Source organism: Shewanella sp. SM101 (genome assembly GCF_025654465.1).
Lineage (GTDB): Bacteria > Pseudomonadota > Gammaproteobacteria > Enterobacterales > Shewanellaceae > Shewanella > Shewanella oncorhynchi.
In genome coordinates this window covers 34,566-54,758 of record NZ_JAKKRH010000004.1, presented here as the reverse complement: position 1 = coordinate 54,758, position 20,193 = coordinate 34,566, and the positions used below count along the sequence as shown (strand labels likewise).

Genomic DNA, 20,193 nt, shown 5'->3' with positions numbered 1-20,193 from the left:
ATAAAGAAAGTAACCTAAACATGACTGAATCTTTTGCTGATCTATTTGAACAATCCCTTCAAACTCTGGAATTCCGTCCAGGCTCTATCGTTCGTGGTACTGTTGTATCAATCAAAAACGGTATGGTACTGGTTGACGCGGGTCTGAAGTCTGAAAGCCCAATCCCAGCTGAACAATTCAAAAACGCTCAAGGCGTTTTAGAAATTCAAGTTGGCGATGAAGTTGACGTAGCTCTTGACTCTGTTGAAGACGGCTTCGGTGAGACTCAACTGTCTCGCGAAAAAGCGAAACGTCATGAAGCTTGGATCGTTCTGGAAAAAGCTTATGAAGATGCTGAAACTGTAATCGGTATCATCAATGGTAAAGTTAAAGGCGGTTTCACTGTTGAATTAAACGGTATCCGTGCCTTCTTACCAGGTTCTCTAGTTGACGTGCGCCCAGTTCGCGACACCGCTCACTTAGAGTACAAAGAATTAGAATTCAAAGTTATCAAGCTAGACCAGAAGCGTAACAACGTTGTTGTTTCTCGTCGTGCAGTTATCGAATCAGAAAGCAGCGCTGAGCGTGATGCACTGTTAGAAAACCTGCAAGAAGGTCAAGCAGTTAAGGGTATCGTTAAGAACCTGACTGACTACGGTGCATTCGTAGATTTAGGTGGTGTTGACGGTCTGCTACATATCACAGATATGGCGTGGAAACGTGTTAAACATCCATCAGAAATCGTCAATGTTGGCGATGAAATCAACGTTAAAGTACTGAAGTACGATCGTGAGCGCACTCGTGTGTCTCTAGGTCTGAAACAACTTGGCGAAGATCCATGGTTAGAAATCAGCAAACGTTACCCAGAAAACACACGTTTAACTGGTCGCGTTACTAACCTAACTGACTACGGTTGCTTCGTAGAAATCGAAGAAGGCGTTGAAGGTCTGGTTCACGTTTCTGAAATGGATTGGACTAACAAGAACATTCACCCATCTAAAGTGGTTAACTTAGGTGATGAAGTTGAAGTTCTGGTTCTAGACATCGATGAAGAGCGTCGTCGTATTTCTCTAGGTCTGAAACAATGTAAGACCAATCCATGGGATGACTTCGCAACTCGTTACAACAAAGGCGACAAGGTTTCTGGTAAGATCAAGTCAATCACTGACTTCGGTATCTTTATCGGTCTTGACGGCGGTATCGATGGTCTAGTTCACCTGTCTGACATTTCTTGGAACGGTACTGGCGAAGACGCAGTTTCTGAATACAAGAAAGGCGATGAAATCCATGCAGTGGTTCTGTCTGTAGATCCAGAGCGTGAGCGCATCAGCTTAGGTGTTAAGCAAACTGAAGATGATCCATTCAACGCATACTTGGCTGACAAGAAGAAAGGTACTATCGTAAACGGTACTGTTTCTGCTGTTGATGCTAAAGGTGTGACTGTTGAACTGGCTGACACTGTTGAAGGTTACATCCGTGTAGCTGACATTTCACGTGAGCGTATCGAAGATGCATCTACTGTCTATAATGTAGGTGATGCAATCGAAGCTAAGTTCATGGGTGTTGACCGTAAGAACCGCTCTATCAGCCTGTCAATCAAAGCGAAAGACGAAGCTGAAGAGAAAGAAGTAATGGCGACTCTGAACAAACAAGATGACGCTGTTATTAGCAATGCAATGGCTGAAGCGTTTAAAGCAGCTCGTAAATAATCGCCTGTTGTTTGGGGAGACATCTCTCCCCATTAGGCGACTGTGTTTGGCTTGATAATAGGGGATAGCTAGGATGACGAAATCTGAACTTATCGAAAAACTCGCCACCAGGCAGTCGCAGCTGTCGGCGAAAGAGGTTGAAGGCGCAATCAAAGAAATGTTGGAGCAAATGGCAACAACATTAGAAAGCGGTGATCGTATTGAGATCCGTGGCTTTGGTAGTTTCTCGCTTCACTATCGTGCACCGCGGACTGGCCGTAATCCAAAGACTGGTTCATCAGTCGATTTGGAAGGTAAATACGTCCCGCACTTTAAGCCAGGCAAAGAACTGCGCGAGCGTGTTGACGCCGTTAATGTGTGATTGACCGCATAGTAAAAAGCCTCCGTTAGGAGGCTTTTTTGTATCTATTGCAAGGCAATGCTGGTCAGCTTAGTAAATTTCTTGGATAATCATTAAATTGAAACGCGTTTAGGGAGTGCAGCGTGAAATCATTTGTAGCAACTGTGCTTGTGGCACTGTTATTTATTTTGGCGTTGATTTTTGGCGCGCGTAACGAACAAGTGGTGACCATCAGCTATTTTGTCGCACAGGGTGAATATCGTTTACCTGTTGTCTTAGCGATTGTCTTTTTTGCTGGTTTTATTTTGAGTTGGTTATTTGCTAGCTACTATATTGTTCGCTTGAAATTAAGTTTAGCGGCAACTAAAAAGAAACTAAATCAAGTGATCACTAAAATCCCTCAGGATGTAGACGCCTAATATGCTTGAGATCCTCTTTCTGTTGCTTCCCATTGCTGCCGCCTATGGCTGGTATATGGGGCGACGGAGCATAAGGCAGAATCAAAGTAATCAACGTAAACAATTGAGCCGGGATTATTTTACTGGCCTCAATTTCTTACTGTCGAACGAATCGGATAAAGCCGTCGATTTGTTTATCAGTATGCTAGATGTTGACGATGAAACCATAGATACCCATCTGTCACTCGGTTCGCTGTTCCGTAAGCGAGGTGAGGTCGACCGCTCTATTCGTATCCATCAAAATTTAATCGCGCGGCCTACATTAACCAATGAGCAGCGTGACATCGCTATGATGGAGTTGGGTAAAGATTATCTAGCAGCAGGTTTTTATGACAGAGCTGAAGAAATCTTTATCAACTTGGTCAGCCAAGACGATCACAGTGAAGAATCTGAAACACAGCTGATTGCTATCTATCAAGTGATTAAAGAGTGGCAAAAAGCCATTGATATCACTAAGCGTTTGAGTCGTAAACGTCAACAAGTTTTAAAGCCGTTAACGGCGCATTTCTATTGCCAGTTAGCCGATGAAGCCAGTGATGACGCGCAGAAAATTAAACTGCTACAGCAAGCGCTGAAGCAAGATCCCCAATGCGGTCGTGCATTATTGACCCTAGCGAAAAAATTCCTCGATATTCAAGATTATGCCCAGTGTAAGCAAATGCTGCTGCAACTGAAAAAAGCCGATATCGAGCTTTTTGCCGATGCGATTCCAACGGCCAAACAAGTTTATCGCGACACGCAAGATAAAGAAGGTTTTCAAGAATTACTCGCGGGCGCCATGGCCGATGGCGCTGGAGCTTCTGTAGTGGTCGCCTTAGCGCAGCACATGATAAGTCTTGATGAGATTAAAGCGGCAGAGACCATGGTACTCGATGCGTTATATCGCCATCCGACCATGAAAGGTTTTCAGCACTTGATGCAGATGCATTTGCGCCAAGCCGAAGAAGGGCAAGCTAAGCAAAGTTTAACTATGCTAGAGCAGCTCGTTGAACAACAAATTAAATTCCGTCCGAGTTACCGTTGTAAGGAGTGTGGTTTTCCTTCCCATGCGCTTTACTGGCATTGTCCTTCCTGTAAAAACTGGGGCAGCATTAAACGGATCCGAGGCCTAGACGGCGAATAATCTATTAGAAGAATACACAGTTTGTGTAACCCCGTTGGAGAGATGATGACGACTAAACCTATCCTCGTAGCGCTTGATTACGATAATAAAAACCATGCTTTACAACTGATAGAAAAACTCGATCCCAACATGTGCCGCCTTAAAGTCGGCAAAGAAATGTTTACCTTGTTTGGCCCGCAACTGGTGAAAGATATCCATGATCGTGGTTTTGATTTATTCCTTGATTTGAAATTTCACGATATTCCCAATACTGTCGCCAAAGCCGTGGCCGCTGCTGCAGAGCTGGGCGTATGGATGACGAACGTACATGCCAGCGGTGGCTTAGCCATGATGGAAGCGGCTAAAAAAGCCTTACTGCCATACGGCGATAAAGCGCCTATGCTGATCGCGGTTACGGTATTAACCTCGATGAGTGATGACGATCTTAAATTACTCGGCATCAATGTGCCTGCGTTTGAGCATGTGCAACGTTTGGCGAAGCTCACGCAACAAGCGGGACTCGATGGCGTGGTGTGTTCCGCCCAAGAAGCGACAGCCTTGAAATCACTGTTAGGTCATGATTTCAAGCTCGTGACGCCGGGGATCCGCCCAGTTGGCAGTGATGCTGGCGATCAACACCGCGTGATGACGCCACCTCAAGCGATAGCAGCGGGTTCTGATTACTTAGTGATTGGCCGCCCGATCACCAAAGCTGCCGATCCGTTAGCAGCATTGCAAGCGATTCACCAATCATTGGCATAGACGCCACACTAGCCGTCTAAAGCGCGGTTTGAAAGTCGTTTGACCGTCGTTTAAATAAAAAAGGCTTGGAATCGCTTGTTGGTATCCTTGATATGATTGATAAAAATTGAAATAGTATGTTGAATTACAAAGTAAAATACTTAATCACACCCTGAGTGCATATCTCACTGTTCACGGAGAACGCCCATGTTTAATGCTACGATGTTTAACTATCAAGGTAAAAATGTTGTCGTTGTCGGAGGAACCAGTGGGATAAATCTCGCGATTGCCATTGCGTTCGCACAGGCTGGCGCAAATGTGGCCGTTGCGAGCCGCAGTCAAGATAAAATTGATGCCGCGGTATTGCAGTTGCAACAGGCCAATCCTGACGGTATTCATTTGGGTGTGAGTTTTGATGTGCGCGATCTTAGCGCCCTTGAAGTCGGTTTTGATAAAATCGCTTCTGAGTTTGGTTTTATCGATGTGTTGGTCAGCGGCGCGGCGGGGAATTTCCCCGCCAGCGCCGCAAAGCTTTCGGCCAATGGTTTTAAGTCGGTGATGGACATTGATTTGCTCGGCAGTTTTCAAGTGCTAAAGCAGGCTTATCCTTTGCTGCGTCGCCCCAATGGCAATATTATCCAGATTTCGGCGCCGCAGGCTTCGATCGCTATGCCAATGCAAGTGCATGTTTGTGCGGCTAAAGCGGGTGTGGATATGCTGACGCGAACTTTAGCGTTAGAGTGGGGCTGTGAAGGGCTGAGAATTAATTCGATTATGCCTGGCCCCATCGCCAATACTGAAGGTTTTAATCGCCTTGCACCCAGCGCCGCATTACAGCAAAAGGTTGCCCAATCCGTTCCGCTAAAACGCAATGGCGCAGGTCAGGATATCGCCAATGCCGCGCTATTCTTAGGCTCTGAATTAGCTTCCTATATTACGGGAGTTGTGCTGCCGGTCGATGGCGGTTGGTCACTTGGCGGCGCCAGTATAGCGATGACAGAGCTTGGCGAACTGGCCGCAAAAATGTAGTTTGGTTTTAGATTATTGATATTCAAAATCGAGAACTTTGATTTTATAGAAATTAAGTAGGTAATGATCCATGGCTAATGCATTACAAGAGCAGCTACTCAAAGCAGGGCTTGCCAGTAAACAAAAGGTTCGCGACGTTAAGACTCAAAAACGCCGTGACAAAAAATCACGAGTTGATGATGGCTCAAGTGCTTTTAAGCAAGAAGTGGCCGAGCAAAAACGGTTGCAGGCGCAAAAAGATAAAGTGCTAAATGAGCAACGTTTTGCTGAGGCATCTGAGCGTGGACAGGTGCGCGGTTTAATCACAGAGTTCACTAAGTCTGCGATTAAGATCCCAGCTTATGCTGAAGTGAAATTTAACTATACTCTTGATAATAAAATTTATTCTTTATACATAGATGAAAAACTGCAGGCAGAATTGCTTAAAGGGCAGTTAGGCATAGTGCGTTACGAAGATAAGAGTTACTTAGTACCACATAAGTTAGCCGAGCGAGTTAAACTGCTGGTGCCGCAGTGGTGTGGTTATCTGTGGCAACAGGATGAATCTAAAGCTGTGGTCGTTGAAGATGATCCCTATGCAGATTACGCAATTCCTGATGATTTAATGTGGTAATTGCCACAAGCTTGTGAGCTAACGCTGCGACAATCCTGTGGTAAAGCTTATAAAATAGAGACCCTTAAGTTCAGGCTTAAGGTTTTTTTTATGGGTTGAATTTATACTTTGCTCACGTACCTCCATATTATTCACAGCTGTATTTGTAATGAGATTGTTTTCTACAGTGAACTGGTATAAATTAAAACAACTGTTTTAATCCTACGTTTAAGAGTCTACCAATGAATCCTTACCAAGCCCCGTTGACGGATATGCGTTTCCTACTGGAACAGGTATTTGATGCTCCAAACACTTGGGCACAATTGCCTGAGATTGCAGAAATGGTCGATATCGACACTGCTAATGCCATTTTGGAAGAAGCAGCCAAGATCAGCAGTGAGTTGATCCATCCGCTGAACCGGACGGGCGATGAGCAGGGCGTGTTGCATCAAGACAATCAAGTGATTACCCCTGATGGCTACAAAGCCGTTTATGAGCAGTATTCCCAGGGCGGTTGGATTGGTTTGTGTGGCGATCCTGAATTTGGTGGCATGGGGATGCCGAAGATGCTGGGGATCTTAGTCGACGAAATGGCTTACAGTGCTTGTAATGCGTTTACACTTTATGGCTCGTTAACCGCGGGGGCGGCTTTATGTATCAATGCCCACGGCAGCGAAGAATTGAAACAAGCTTATTTGCCTAAGTTATATTCCGGCGAATGGGCGGGTGCTATGGATATGACGGAGCCGCAAGCGGGTTCTGATCTGCGTAATATTCGCACTCGAGCTTTACCGCAGGATGATGGTAGTTATGCCATCACGGGCAGCAAGATTTTTATCACGGGTGGCGATCATGATTTAACTGAAAACGTCATCCACTTAGTGCTTGCTAAGCTACCGGATAGCAAAGGGATTTCACTCTTCCTTGTACCTAAAATATCGGTAAATACCGATGGCAGCTTAGCCAATGCCAATGGTGTATCAGTGGGGTCTATCGAGCATAAGATGGGCCTTAAAGGTTCTGCGACCTGTGTGATGAACTTTGAGAATGCCCAAGGCTTCTTGATTGGTGAGCCTAATCGTGGCCTCGTATGCATGTTCACTATGATGAACTATGAGCGTTTAGCGATAGGTATTCAAGGGCTTGGCAGTGCGCAGGCGGCGTACCAGATGGCGGCCGATTATGCTAAAGAGCGTAATCAAGGCATCGCCGCTGGCGGCTCTCCGACGGGCAGTGATTCTGATCCCATTATTGTCCATGGCGATGTGCGCCGTATGTTGTTGACCATTCGTGCGATGACAGAAGCGGGCCGTGCTTTGTCTGTGTTTACAGGACAACAGCTGGATTTAGCAAAATATGCCCAAGATGAGGTTAAGGCTAAAGCGGCGCGTTATGTGGGTTTGTTAACGCCAGTGGCGAAAGCATTTTTAACCGATCGGGGTCTAGATGCGACTATCATGGCGCAACAAGTCTTTGGTGGACATGGTTATATTCGTGAAACAGGTATTGAGCAATTAGTTCGTGATACTCGTATCGCTCAGATTTATGAAGGCACCAATGGCATTCAAGCCATCGATTTCCTCGGTCGTAAAGTCACTGGCGATAACTTAGCCGCATTAAACGAATTTGTGGCAGACTTGAAGGCACAAATGCGGGCATTCACCCATGTTGATGCGGTGAAAGTGGCGGCAGTATGCGCACGTTTAGATGCATTAGTTATAGTCGCCGAGTCAGTTAATGATCGCAAAGTGGCTCAGCCTGCACTTATTAATGCCTGCGCGGTCGACTTTTTAGATGCCTTTGGTTACACCCTGTATGGTTTCTACTGGTTGGCTATGGTCGATAAGGTCGCGGATCATGAAGATAAAGCTTTCGCCGAGCAGAAAGTCTATTTAGCTAAGTTCTATTTTGATAAGTTATTGCCAAAAGCGGACTACCATATCGCCCAAGTCAGAGCTGGTGATGCGACGACTATGGCGATGCCTGCGGAGTTGTTTTAACAAGGCTTCGGTATATTCGTTTAGATAAAAACTGAAAAAGCACTGATGACTCAGTGCTTTTTTATGCAAGTTTTTTACTCTGTAGCGATTAATTAATGACTCTAGTGAGCCGCAGTATTCACAGTCGCAGTGGTTGATGACGGTTGCAGCACTGAAATCAATTGTTTAAGAAACTCGGCATTGAATGAGGGGTTATGCTGATTTTTCAATTCAGGACTCATGCCATTCTCAAGGATTACAAACAGGGTATCGTTATGCTGGGGCAAACGGATAAAGCCCGCTAAATTAGACACGCCTTGCATCGAGCCTGTTTTAGCAAAAATTTGCTGTTTAAGCGGCGGCTTGTTGTAGCCCATACGATATCTTAAGGTGCCGCTGATCCCCGCCTGTGGCAGACTCGTGATTAACGGACTAAAGCGGCTATCTTGGTGGATTAGCGCCAACACCGCGGCTAACTGCTTGGCGTTGAGTAAGTTATAGCGTGACAATCCTGAACCATCCACAATATTGGCGTTACTCAAATCTATGCCTAAATTCGTTAAAATTCGCTGCATGGCAGCGGCACCATTGGTAAAGCTGCCTTGGGTCTTAAAATAACTTTTACCAAGTTGCTTAAAAAGGCTATCGGCAATCAAATTATCTGACTTGAGCAGCATAGTCTCGAGCAGCTCAGGTAAGGGCGCCGAGCTATGGCTGGCAATTAGTTTTGCCTTTTGGGGTAAGCTAGTGCCGAGTTGTACTTTACCCGCAAGAGACATCTCGCCTTTAAGTAGGGAGGTGAGGTTATCTTGGGCAAATTTGAACGGATCGCTGACCGCAATCGCCAGTGGTATCGCCTCACCGCCAGGGTAACAGCCGCGTAAATGGTAGTTATTTTGACCTAATCTGACCATATCAAGTTGGCAAAATTCGCGGCTCGCCTTTTGATCAAACACCGCATCGCTGCTGATTTTAACTCCATAACTCCCCGCGCGCAGACTTACCTGTGAAGGTTTGCTGGTAGAGCTTGGGCTAAACTGACCATAGACGCAGTTCTGATTGATAATATAACTCGACACTGGCGCGGCAAAACAAATGCCCAAATCATCCCAAACCCAACCCGGAGCTTGCAATTGTTCCTGCTTATCGCCGAGCAAATACAGATGTCCGTCAATACGATTAATGCCTTGTTTTACGAGATTGGCAAAAATGGCCTTGAGATCGGCTTGAGTCAGCGTGGGATCGCCACTAAAACGCAGATAAGCACTGCCTGCGATATGGCCTTTTCGTATCGGTGCATCTGTCCATAATTGTGTGACATAACGAAAATCAGGTCCAAGCTGAGCCATAGCACTGACTGCCGTGAGCAGCTTTTGGGTACTGGCTGGAATAAACAAGGTCTCAGCTTGTTGGCTATAGATCACTTGATTGTTCGACATATTCATTGCCAGTAAGGCGATTTGTGAATGTCGAGGGCTGATCTTACTGATTGCTTGGCTAAGCGAAGTGGTTTGAGCACTTATCGGCCTAGAATCATGTTGCTCTGCATAGGCCATATTATGACTTGCGGCTAGGAGTAGGCCGGCATATAGAGTGGTTTTCAGTAACGTTTCCATGTTAGCTATTGGCCATTTTTATCAAAACATCATTAAGATTAGGTTGGTATTGTGTGCGGTTAATCCTCACTGCTGCCGTCATCCTTTTCCATCAAGCGATATAAACGTAGGGTAACAAACAATACTAGCCCAATAAACAACGGCAGGATGAGTAACCCTAACTGGGTTTTAAAATGGAAAATACCCCAAGCAAACAGCAATGTCAGTGCTAACGTCAGCAGAATTTTTTTGTTCATAGTTCTTAATCTTGTATCGTGTGGTCTAATCGCAAATAGGCGGTTTAGTTTACGCTAAATCACTGGATTCGGGGTTAATGAAATGGGTTTGAAGATTATTTTGTGATTTGGCAGACATTTTGGGTGCAGTTTAGTGAAATTTGGACTGATTTGTAGCGTTAAGAATCACCCTATTTAGGGGCGAAATATTGTGTGGACGGGCAAATAATGCCGAGAATACTCGCCGTAAAATGCGATTTCAAGCAAGGATAAATGAAGAAGATTTTTAGGTAAATCGGTGCACTGAAGTGGAATAAAATCGCGTGAGGTCAAATTACCAGCAAAACCGTTAGGTTTAACAAGACTTTTGGGAGAAAAGTCTTGCCGAGACGAGGTGAAGTCGGTAATTTCTACCCCTTACGATTTTAGGTTCTTAGGTAACAACTAAACCATGCCACATATTAGTATGCGCGGCTTACCACAAGCGGTCGTTGCAGCGTTCAGCCAAACATTACTGCAGTCATTGGCGGATATATGTAAAGGTAATGCAGAGAGTTTCACATTAGATTGGATCCCAAGCATCAGTTTTCGAAATGGAAAAATTGATCAACGCTTTGTCCAAGTTGAGTTACTCTGGTTCCCTAAGGACCCTGATATACATCTTAAAGTAGAACAAACGATCAGGTTGGCAGTGACAGAGGCCTATCCAGAGTTAACACATATTGCTGTGATGTTTTTATCACTGAACCCCAGCGCTTCCTATCGGGGTGGTCAGCATGTTTAAAGGAGGATGCCTTGCTAGATAAGCTTGGTGGAATAGCCGTTCAACCCGAGGCTTTAACGTGGTTGCTCACGCCATGCCGTTTCAAGGCAGAATTACTCGCTCGTATTGCGAGCGCCAAGCACAGTATTTATATTGCGGCGCTGTATTTAGAAGATGACGAAGCGGGTCGTGAGATATTACAAGCCCTCATGGATGCCAAAGCGGCAAATCCAACGCTTGATATCAAAGTGTTAGTCGACTTTCACCGTGCGAGACGTGGCTTGATTGGCCATAAAGGTGATAGCGGCAACTATTTGATGTACCGTAGAGTTATGGCTGAAGCCGAACATCCCATCGATATCTTAGGTGTACCCGTCAAATCCCGTGAATTTATGGGTGTGTTGCATCTTAAGGGATTTATTATCGATGATGCCGTGATTTATAGCGGTGCCAGTCTCAATAATATCTATTTGCAACAACACGATAAGTACCGTTTCGATCGTTATCACTTGATTGAGTCAGCCGAATTAGCGCGCAGTATGCGCGCGATGATCCAGAAAAATATCATTTCTGATCCAGCTGTGTGTTCATTAACGCAAGATGCTGAGCAAGAAGTGCTACCACCAAAGACGGACATGCGTAGCTTTAAGCTGAGACTGTCTGACGCTGAGTATCAGTTTAAGGAGACCCGTGATGGCAATCGCATCACGCCGTTACTTGGGCTAGGACGTAAGAAAAACTTGCTCAATAAAGTGGTTGTCGCCTTGGTGGAAGAGTCAAAAGATTCGCTGTTTATTTGCACACCCTATTTTAATCCGCCGTACATTTTAGTGCGCGCTTTAGCTAAGCATTTACGCAATGGCAAACGCATCGATATCGTTGTGGGCGACAAGACAGCTAACGATTTTTATATTCCGCCAGAGCAGGATTTCTCGACCATAGGTGCCTTGCCCTATATGTATGAGCAATCATTGCGTAAGTTCGCTAAACGCCAACAGTGGGCGATTGATAATGGTCAGTTGAATATCCATCTGTGGAAACACGGCATCAACAGTTATCACCTCAAAGGCATCAGTGCCGACGGTAATAAGCATTTGATCACAGGCTCTAATCTGAATCCAAGAGCTTGGGCGCTGGATCTTGAGAATGGTTTGTTGATCCAAGATGAAATTGGCTGCTGGAAAGCTCAGTTTGAAGCCGAGCAGGCGCATATTCTGGAACACACACAGCGGTTATATCACTACAGCCAAGTGGACACCTTACAGAGCTATCCTGCGCCAGTGAAGAAGATCATGACTAGAATTCGTCGCCTTAAAGCTGATTTTTTACTGCGTCGCATTCTGTAAACGTTCAAAGCTATAGATACAATAAATTAATCGATATTTTTGATTTATTACAGTGTCTTATCGATTTAAAAAGCCCACAACAATGTGGGCTTTTTTTTGACTGATGGTAATAGATTTAGCTTAAACCAAGAATTGTCGCTTCAAATCATATCCATTAAATCTGTGGCATTAAATTCTGGTGAGTATCATTTTGATCTTTGGCGTAATACAGAGACAGAATCACTAAAACCACCATTACAGCACTTAATAAACCTATGCTCAACTGGCCGCCCATAGGCACTAAAGACATAGTTAATGCGGCAAGTCCGGCACCAAAATTTTGTAATCCCCCTAGTAATGCGCCCGCAATCCCCGCCTGACGTGGAAATGGCTCTAACGCAGCAGATGTTAGGGTAGGGAATAGCATGCCTGCGCCACTGAAGAATAAAATCGATCCAATAAGTAAACTCCAACCAACCACTAGATTAAAAAGACCTGGGATCAACATAAATAATGCGCCAGCACCGAGTAACGCTACACCTTGGTAAACAACCCTTTGTGGCTTATTCTGTCGGCCCGCGATGAGAGCCCCCAGTAAGTAGCCAGGAATTGGCGCAACAAAATAACAACTGACCATAAAAGGTGTCAGTCCGAGATATTGGCCATAGAGTACACCAGCAATGGCTTCAAACGCCGCAATACCGGCAAAGGTGGCGATCAATGAAAATAAATAAGCGCGAAACGCTCTATGGCGCAGGACATGCTTATAGGATTTGAAAACGGCTTGATGTTCCCGTTGCGCCTTAGGTAAAGACTCTTTAAAGAGGAATATTAACAACAGCCAGACCACGACACCGAATCCCGCTAATACCCAGTATACGGCTTGCCAGCCGAAATAGGCTGCACTGGCGCTGCCGATAAATGGTGCAAGCAAAGGTAAAAACACCACAGCCATAGAGACATAGCTATTAAATTTTACCAGTCGGTCGCCAAAGTAGTGATCGCGGGGAATGCTACGGCACAATGCGCCTGCGCTGGCTGTGCCTAATCCTTGGATAAGACTTGCCATTATCAGTTGGTTAAAACTTGTGGCCTTCGCCGCAAATACAGCGCCTAGAACGAAAATTGCGATACCCACGACGAGTGGCATTTTGCGGCCAACGCGATCTGACACTGGGCCATACACAAATTGAAACATCCCGTAGGAGAGTAAGTAACAGGCCATCACGGCTTGTAGTTGGCTGGCGTCCACATGGAGCCCGAGTGCGATTTGTGGAAGGGCAGGTACAAAAATCGTCTGCGCCATTTGGCCACAGGCGACCATAAAGACAATCATTAACAGTAGGCTAGACTGACTCGCCGCTGGAGCGACATCGTGATGAATAGGAGAATGTGGCGTGCCTGACATGATATTTCCGAAAAAGGTCACTTAAGGTATTTGCGCGCATCTTACTCCCTAAAAGCGTAACTTCAAGTGTCAATCATATTGATTTAACGAAATAATTTTTAATGCGATGCATAAGTTTTTATCCTGATTTTAAGCTGTAAAGCTAAACTTACGATAGGTTATTTGTCTGTTAACTAGGTCGATGAGTTGCAAATGAATTAACGCAAGGATTAACCCTGTGGTGCATCTTTTCTTACAAGCCGCCGATGAGAAAAGGGAGATTGCAAGGAAGCTGTGAGTTAGTAGCAAGGCGTCAGCCATAAATCAGTCGCGACAAGAAAATATCGTTAAGAAAAAGGAGATAGTACTAATACACTTATCTCCTCCATTCTGGCGCATGGCTATTTTTGCAATTTTTCGACCCCAGTTAAAATCTGATACCCCACAGTCACCCGAGGCGGTACGGGATAATTTTTATTGCTTAACAATACTATGCCAAGTTTTTTTGCAGGAATAAAGGCTGCATAAGCGGCAAAACCGCCAGTAGAACCTGTTTTATTGATCCACACATTTTGCTGCGGCGCGAGGGGCGGCACTATGGGTTTAACGGGTGTACTGCCAAATACGACTTCCTGAGTGTGACCCTTAAGTATTTTATCAAGATCAATAGGATATGAGTAATGCTCCCAAATCATATCTTGGGTCATCACACCGACATCAAAGTATCCCGTGTGGGTCTCATCGAGTGCCGTTTGCAGTGGTTTGGCAATTGGGTGCATTTGCATATTGGCCTCAACAAATTGCAGTAAATCCTTTGCAGAGGTTTTAACGCCATAAGCTTCATCGGCTAATACCCCAGGATTGACCCGCACTGGCATGTCTTGCTTATCGTAGCCTTGGGCATAATCGGCCATTTTACTGCTCGGAACGTTAATGTAGCTGCTTGTCATACCCAATTGTGGAAATAGTGTTTGCTCAAGGGCTTGTGGAAAAGTTTTCCCTAAACTCTGCGCGGCAATCATACCGAGCAGCCCAATACTCGGATTGGCGTAATTTCTGTGGGTCCCCGCGGCAAATGACGGTTGCCAATGCTTAAGGTAATCCATTAACTCTGCGTTATTAGTGACCTTATCAGGAACTTGCATCGGCAAATCACCCGCTGTGTGGGTGGCTAAATTGATAAGACTAATCTTATCAAAATGGCTGCCTTTTAATGCTGGAACATAATCACTGGCCATATCTGTGAGTGTTAATTTACCTTCGCCCTGTGCATAGTTAGCCAGTGTTGCGGTAAAGGTTTTACTGATAGAGCCAATCTCGAACAGGGTATCTTCAGTCACACTTTGCCCAGAGTTTTTAGAACTGACGCCATATTGGTAAAAATACTGTTTACCTTCTATGGTGATGCCAATTACTGCACCGGGAATAGCATACTCGGCTATCAGTGGTTTAACTGCGGAATCTACAATTGACTGGATGTCTTTGGTATTAAGCGTTTGGGCCGTAGTGACAGTAGAAAATAGCGTAGCAGTGAGCAGTACGCCGCTTAATAACGGTATAGAAGTGAGCGGGGCTTTTGGGTGCATAATTGACCTTTCATTGAGACTGTATTTGTAGAGTCGATTTTCGCATGATATTAGGGCAATTCCACACTAAATTAAGTCATTACTGATATTTAGCTTCAATACTCCCCCAATAAGTAATTTAAACGTTAATTTAGTCGGTGTAGTGTTGCACGCTATTGCATACTAAGTGGTAACACAGATTAATACATTACAGTTGTTTTAAGTGCTCTTAAATTATCTCGCTGACGTTAGGCTGCAGATGAAATCATCAACCACTGATACCGGCCTTTTATCATGATAATGTATTGCGCGATTGCACCATTGATGGCCAAGGGATAAACTGCGCCACCGCGATAAAAAAGTGCTAACTGATGTGGTCGCGATCCTTAATAAGTTTGATAGAGAATTGGTTTTTATGGCTTTAGCCCCCCATGCAGTGCACCATTTATATCAGTACCGTAAGTCTATTTCGACTAAACCCTTTGGTGCCCGCGGTAAAAAACTGATCCGTTGTCCATTATGTCTCTTAGGTGAGCAGTTCTGTACCTGTGCGCTACGCCGTCAGTTAGATACTCACGCCAGTTTCCTGCTGATTATGTATAACGATGAGGTGTTAAAGCCGACTAATAGTGGACGACTCATTGCGGATCTTATTCCTGATACCCACGCCTATATTTGGTCACGTACAGAACCTGATGCTGAGTTGCTTGCTTTGCTGAATTCGCCGCAATATCAACCCTATTTAGTGTTTCCTGCCCAATATGCAGAGCAAGGGCAAACCGTACTGAACCAAGTGCCGATGTCGACATTGGCCGAAGGTAAACGACCGCTGCTAATCATGCTCGATGGCAGTTGGCGTGAAGCGATTAAAATGTTCCGTAAGAGTCCTTACTTACACTCACTGCCGTTGCTTTCCTTCGATCCCGACACGCTCGCGACCTATGCATTGCGTAAAGGTAGTCATGATTTTCAACTTGGCACCGCCGAGGTGGCATCATTGGCTTTAGGAGCGATTGGCGAAGCGGCTAATGGTAAAGCCTTAAGTACTTGGTTTGATTTGTTTGTTGAATCTTCCTTACTTGGCCGCAATCGCCGTTGCCGTGAGGACCTTCTGCCAATTACAGATTTTACCGATGCTTTTGAACTGGCTTTTGAACAAGCAAGTCGTAGTAAGAGTTAATCGATGTTGGATTTAATCAATTTTGAAAAAGGCTAGTTAACTATCTTCTTAAATAACAAATCCCCTACAGTGAGGGGATTTGTTATGTGTAGCAATTAACTTATAGGAACTTCATATTTAAGAAGATACCTCGCACAAGCATAATTGTTTATACCGCGACTTCTTTGCCATCTAACTTACGGATAACGACCGTAGCGGCGCGAGGGCGTAATGTCGTGCCCGCAGGCGTTTTTTCAGCGGCATTGGACGAATAAGGCCAATTACCGGGATGCTGAATGTTAGCAAAAACAGAAGTGTAATCAGGGCTAATAGCAAAACCCGTAACCTCACAGTCGTTTGGTCCAACGAAGAAACGCTTTAATTCCATTTGGTTATCAGCCGTTACGCCGAGCTGTTTCTCTTGGCCATCAACAAGCGTTGAAGGCACTATTGCTAGCATCTGATCGTTGGTTTCTTCTGCGACCTCCTTGGCTCCATTGTCGGTTTGAACCCACAAAATACCGCGTTGATCGAAGGCTAAACCGTCTGGGCTGGCAAATTGGTTAAGATCCGTTAAGCCTGATAAGTTTGTCTCTGCGTTACCATCACTTGGTGATCCGAATACGAAGATATCCCATGTAAATTCAGTATCTTTGTCACTTTCATCCCAACGAATAATATGGCCAAAGTGGTTTTTCAATCTTGGGTTCGCTGGATTGGTTTCAGTTCGTTTTGAGTTGTTGGTCAGGGTCAAATAAATTGAACCTGTGAAAGGATCGACAGCACACCATTCAGGGCGATCCATCGGTGTTGCACCAACAAGATCCGCTGCGCCTGCGGTGTTCAAAATAATCTCGGCTAAGCTAGCGAAAGTATTGCCTAGGGTTTTTCCGTCCGTAGTCTGGCTATCTAAGGTTAAAGGCAACCAAACACCACCACCGTTTGCATTAAACTTAGCTGCATATAAAGTACCTTCATTCATATACTTATCGCCAGTTTGTATGCGATTGCTGCTGTCAGCATCTTTTGCATCCCACGCCGCGGCCGAGACAAATTTATAGAGGTATTCGAATTGTGAATCGTGGCCAGAATAGAACACTACTGGCTTACCTTCGGTTAACTTGCCAAAGGTACAGCCTTCATGGCGGAAACGACCAAGCGCGGTACGTTTTACTGCGCGCGATGTTGGATTGAAAGGGTCAATTTCAACAATATAACCGTGACCATTCGCTTCATTACGATAGTCATCTTGAGCACTTGCACCTTTTGGCGTGACATCAAAACGCGCGAATTCATCGAGACGTTCCTCATCATGACCTGCAAGATCATCCCAGCCATAACGTGTGCTGGTTTTGCTGATCCCAATGCGATTTTGCTCCGCAGTTAACGTACCACGGTTTGCGAAATAGCCTGGCCAGTTTTCTTCACAGGTCAAATAAGTGCCCCAAGGCGTGTAACCATTGCCGCAGTTATTTAATGTACCGCGAGCCTGACTCCCGTCGGGAGAATAGCGGGTTTCGAGTAGAGAAGAGTAGGCGAGAGGACCGCTAATATCCATCACAGTCGCACCGGTGAATCGGCGGTTATGGTTATCATTACTAACCACTTCCCATTGATTACTAACCAGTTTTATACGTACAACCGATACGCCATGGGCGTTGATTTCTTTACGTACCTCATCGATAATCGTGCGCAAACCTGAAGTAGGATCAAAAGTTTGTCCTGCAGGATGTAATGCAACTTCATCAATGTATTCATGGTTAATGCAAAGTAAACCGTCATTACCCGAATCATTTAATGGAAAGAAATGCATGCCATCATGGTGCATACCGACTGAGTTCGCTTGGTCATCGGCAGTGTTACTACCATCGCTTTTCCATGGTGCTGCTTTTGCATTTAATGGCGTGCCCCATGGTGCAAGTACCTGCGCTGTATAGCCTTCTGGCACAACGACGGCATCTAAACGAGAACCCGCAACTGACGTAAAGTTTAGCTTGGCGGTACTTTTTGTCGGTGGCAAAGGTGTCACTGGATCAACAGGTTTTGTAACGGGTGTGTCATCTGATCCGCAAGCAGTTAAGCCTACACTGGCAAAAGCTGTCATAGCACTGAGGCCTAAACCACTTTTTACGAAGTTACGGCGAGATAAATGTTTATCCAACACTTGGTTAAATGGCTCGTTATTACTTTTATTATAAAGTGTAGGATCAAAGGTGGCCTTACTCATATATTACTCCGGCTAGTACGATGGATTAAATTTCGTGACTAAGGCTAAAGTATCAATATGACAATAAAGATGATTTTATATTACAATAATACTGCAGTGAGCAATAAACCCGATATGCTATAAAAATGTTAACCAGCAGTTTGCTATGGTCTAAGCTGCTGAGGTCAAAGTACCTCGATTAGGATTTTTATTCTGCTATGATGTCAAATCTTGTGTCACAGATAAAAATATATAATGTGAAGTTATTGCTTTAATTATTTTTAAATATAAAACTTGGAAATAATTTAAATATAAATTACTGAATATCATCTTTATTCATAAACATGACAGATTTATATTTAACATTAAAATTGCTATTTTATTTTAGGTAAAAGACTAACTGATTCTTACCGAGTCATGATCTAGTTTAGTCTTTTGGGTTTTAGTCTCTTGGTTTTAAATAATGGCGGAGTGATCGAGGATCTGTATGGCCAGTTCTGGCCATAATGTATAAATGATCTTTATCATTTTCATGGAGTTGAGTGACACAACCACTACGCAAACTGTGGGCACCATAAAACTTTGCAGGTAGGCCCGCTTTTGTGCAATATTTTTTAATGATGCGATAAATATCGTCTCCCGTGAGAAAACCACTATTTTTATGTAAACTTGAATTAGCTTCAGAGTGATGTTCTACTATTTGATAAGGGCGTAAATATTTCCCATCACGGGAAAGCGATCTAAATAAATGTCCATCCTCTATATTGGCGAGTGATAACCAATTTTTTACCGCGTTAAGTGCTGCAAAAGGTTCATGATCCGGCAGGTCTTTCCATTCCCGTTGACCTTGCTGATTACTCTTCGAATAAGGTAGGCGCACTTTTAGCTTATTGCGTAAAAAACTGACATATTGAACTTTTATATCTGCAAGTTCAGAACGGCGAAACCCACCTTGTAATCCTAACTGAATAATGGCTTTGTCTCTTGCTCGGGTTAATGGCTGCACTTGTTCATCGATAGCTTGAATGAGCATTTCCACTTCATCATACATAATCGGTTGTTGATCATAATCACTCACATGGCGAGATTGATTTCTGCTTAAACCGCGCATCACTCTGATCACCAGTGGGTGCTCGGTAGGTGAGTGGAATCCCGCTTGAATATGGTGGTAGCGTATCGCCGCGAGTCGAGTCGTTAATGTCTGTTTAGAAAGTTGTACTCCAGTACTCTCTTGGATCAATTCTTTCTGATGACCAATAAATGAAATCACGCTACGGGGATCTGCGGGAAGGGCCTGCAGTTGGTGTTCGGCACAATAACGGCTAAATAGACTAAAGCTCGTATTATAAACACGGCGGGTGTTGGCTGAAATTTCATATTCAGTTTCTTCGGCAGCACTTAAATAATCACTTCGAACAGATTGTGGCAGGAAAGTCTCTTCAAAAAAACGTGGCTGTTCAGCATGGTTATTATTGTGATGTTCTGATCCAGTCACTCTTTCATTCGATACATTGGTGTTATTTTGAGCGTTATTATTTGTCCGGATCATTTTAGACATGCCGTTGAAGTCACCTGATATCGAATTAAGAAGGCGTAATTATACGCAAATCACGTCTACATCTACCAGTGATAATCGTCATTATCACTGGTAGAGTGCTTATTTGTTCAAATAAACTTCTGTTATCGGAATAGGGCGCATTAAATAGCATTTAGTTGGTTTTTTTAGTTTAAAAAATAGCCAAGATAAAGCCGTTTGAACAATGGCGATTAAGTATGCGGATATAGAATTAAAAGCAAAAATAGTATGAAATTTGTACTTTCTATATGCGGTGGTTTCGTACTTGGTTAGCCAAAGAATCACAACTTTAAAGAATGGTTTAACCATTTTTTTGACTTTGTTGAATGGAATGCCACTAAACTAGGCTTGTCTATTGGATGAAATTTAAGCTAATAAGTACAACAGCTTACTAGGTATTTGACCTGATACGAGTTGAGTTATTCTTCCTAAAGTAAAAGGAAGCACAAGGA

Annotated in this window: 16 protein-coding genes and 1 pseudogene; 11 read left to right on the top strand and 6 right to left on the bottom strand. The window is 44.2% G+C overall.

Annotated elements, in window-relative coordinates; all coding sequences use genetic code 11:
• Positions 1–17 precede the first annotated feature (17 nt).
• The 8 genes and pseudogenes from rpsA to L5M38_RS03260 all read left to right on the top strand — a co-directional run.
• Positions 18–1,688 (top strand): annotated as a pseudogene (gene rpsA / locus L5M38_RS03295) (30S ribosomal protein S1); the annotation flags it as partial.
• Positions 1,689–1,761: 73 nt separating this feature from the next.
• Positions 1,762–2,049, top strand: coding sequence for an integration host factor subunit beta (gene ihfB, locus L5M38_RS03290; protein WP_006081718.1), 288 nt, complete (start codon positions 1,762–1,764; stop codon positions 2,047–2,049).
• A 122-nt stretch (positions 2,050–2,171) separates the two neighbouring features.
• On the top strand, positions 2,172–2,447 hold the full coding sequence (locus tag L5M38_RS03285; protein WP_263167349.1) for a LapA family protein: 276 nt from the start codon (positions 2,172–2,174) through the stop codon (positions 2,445–2,447).
• A gap of 1 nt (position 2,448) precedes the next feature.
• Complete coding sequence (gene lapB / locus L5M38_RS03280) at positions 2,449–3,609, top strand: lipopolysaccharide assembly protein LapB (protein ID WP_113940394.1); 1,161 nt, start codon at positions 2,449–2,451, stop codon at positions 3,607–3,609.
• Between the two features lie 45 nt (positions 3,610–3,654).
• Entirely contained in the window at positions 3,655–4,350 is a 696-nt protein-coding gene (pyrF, locus tag L5M38_RS03275; protein WP_113940395.1) for an orotidine-5'-phosphate decarboxylase, read from the top strand.
• Between the two features lie 186 nt (positions 4,351–4,536).
• A complete protein-coding gene (locus L5M38_RS03270; RefSeq protein WP_028759878.1) occupies positions 4,537–5,358 on the top strand; it encodes an SDR family oxidoreductase in 822 nt (273 codons plus the stop codon).
• 70 nt (positions 5,359–5,428) lie between these two features.
• Complete coding sequence (locus L5M38_RS03265; RefSeq protein WP_006086757.1) at positions 5,429–5,971, top strand: DUF2058 domain-containing protein; 543 nt, start codon at positions 5,429–5,431, stop codon at positions 5,969–5,971.
• A gap of 221 nt (positions 5,972–6,192) precedes the next feature.
• Positions 6,193–7,950, top strand: a complete 1,758-nt coding sequence (locus tag L5M38_RS03260) for an acyl-CoA dehydrogenase family protein (protein WP_198573179.1) — start codon at positions 6,193–6,195, stop codon at positions 7,948–7,950.
• Between the two features lie 101 nt (positions 7,951–8,051).
• Here L5M38_RS03260 and dacB read toward each other — a convergent pair whose 3' ends face one another.
• Both dacB and L5M38_RS03250 read right to left on the bottom strand, forming a co-directional pair.
• Positions 8,052–9,545 (bottom strand): D-alanyl-D-alanine carboxypeptidase/D-alanyl-D-alanine-endopeptidase, encoded by a 1,494-nt coding sequence (gene dacB, locus L5M38_RS03255; RefSeq protein ID WP_263178341.1) that lies wholly within the window; start codon positions 9,543–9,545, stop codon positions 8,052–8,054.
• A gap of 59 nt (positions 9,546–9,604) precedes the next feature.
• Positions 9,605–9,781: a hypothetical protein gene (locus L5M38_RS03250; protein WP_006081710.1), complete on the bottom strand. Its 177-nt coding sequence runs from the start codon at positions 9,779–9,781 to the stop codon at positions 9,605–9,607.
• A 430-nt stretch (positions 9,782–10,211) separates the two neighbouring features.
• On the opposite strand from L5M38_RS03250, the gene L5M38_RS03245 reads away from it, so the two are divergent.
• Both L5M38_RS03245 and pssA read left to right on the top strand, forming a co-directional pair.
• Positions 10,212–10,544: a DUF1904 domain-containing protein gene (locus L5M38_RS03245; protein ID WP_028759882.1), complete on the top strand. Its 333-nt coding sequence runs from the start codon at positions 10,212–10,214 to the stop codon at positions 10,542–10,544.
• 11 nt (positions 10,545–10,555) lie between these two features.
• Positions 10,556–11,869, top strand: coding sequence for a CDP-diacylglycerol--serine O-phosphatidyltransferase (gene pssA, locus L5M38_RS03240; RefSeq protein ID WP_028759883.1), 1,314 nt, complete (start codon positions 10,556–10,558; stop codon positions 11,867–11,869).
• Positions 11,870–12,023: 154 nt separating this feature from the next.
• Here pssA and emrD read toward each other — a convergent pair whose 3' ends face one another.
• Positions 12,024–13,256 carry a multidrug efflux MFS transporter EmrD gene (emrD, locus tag L5M38_RS03235; protein ID WP_263178340.1) on the bottom strand — a complete coding sequence of 411 codons (1,233 nt, stop codon included), beginning with the start codon at positions 13,254–13,256 and terminating at the stop codon, positions 12,024–12,026.
• Positions 13,257–13,636: 380 nt separating this feature from the next.
• Positions 13,637–14,821 carry a class C beta-lactamase gene (gene ampC / locus L5M38_RS03230; protein WP_263178338.1) on the bottom strand — a complete coding sequence of 395 codons (1,185 nt, stop codon included), beginning with the start codon at positions 14,819–14,821 and terminating at the stop codon, positions 13,637–13,639.
• 394 nt (positions 14,822–15,215) lie between these two features.
• Between ampC and L5M38_RS03225 the strand changes: the two genes are divergently transcribed.
• Positions 15,216–15,980, top strand: coding sequence for a tRNA-uridine aminocarboxypropyltransferase (locus tag L5M38_RS03225; RefSeq protein WP_263178337.1), 765 nt, complete (start codon positions 15,216–15,218; stop codon positions 15,978–15,980).
• A 148-nt stretch (positions 15,981–16,128) separates the two neighbouring features.
• On the opposite strand, the gene L5M38_RS03220 is transcribed toward L5M38_RS03225, so the two are convergent.
• Both L5M38_RS03220 and L5M38_RS03215 read right to left on the bottom strand, forming a co-directional pair.
• Entirely contained in the window at positions 16,129–18,186 is a 2,058-nt protein-coding gene (locus L5M38_RS03220) for a PhoX family protein (protein ID WP_173496890.1), read from the bottom strand.
• A gap of 421 nt (positions 18,187–18,607) precedes the next feature.
• Positions 18,608–19,723, bottom strand: a complete 1,116-nt coding sequence (locus L5M38_RS03215; protein ID WP_263178336.1) for a tyrosine-type recombinase/integrase — start codon at positions 19,721–19,723, stop codon at positions 18,608–18,610.
• Between the last annotated feature and the right edge of the window lie 470 nt (positions 19,724–20,193).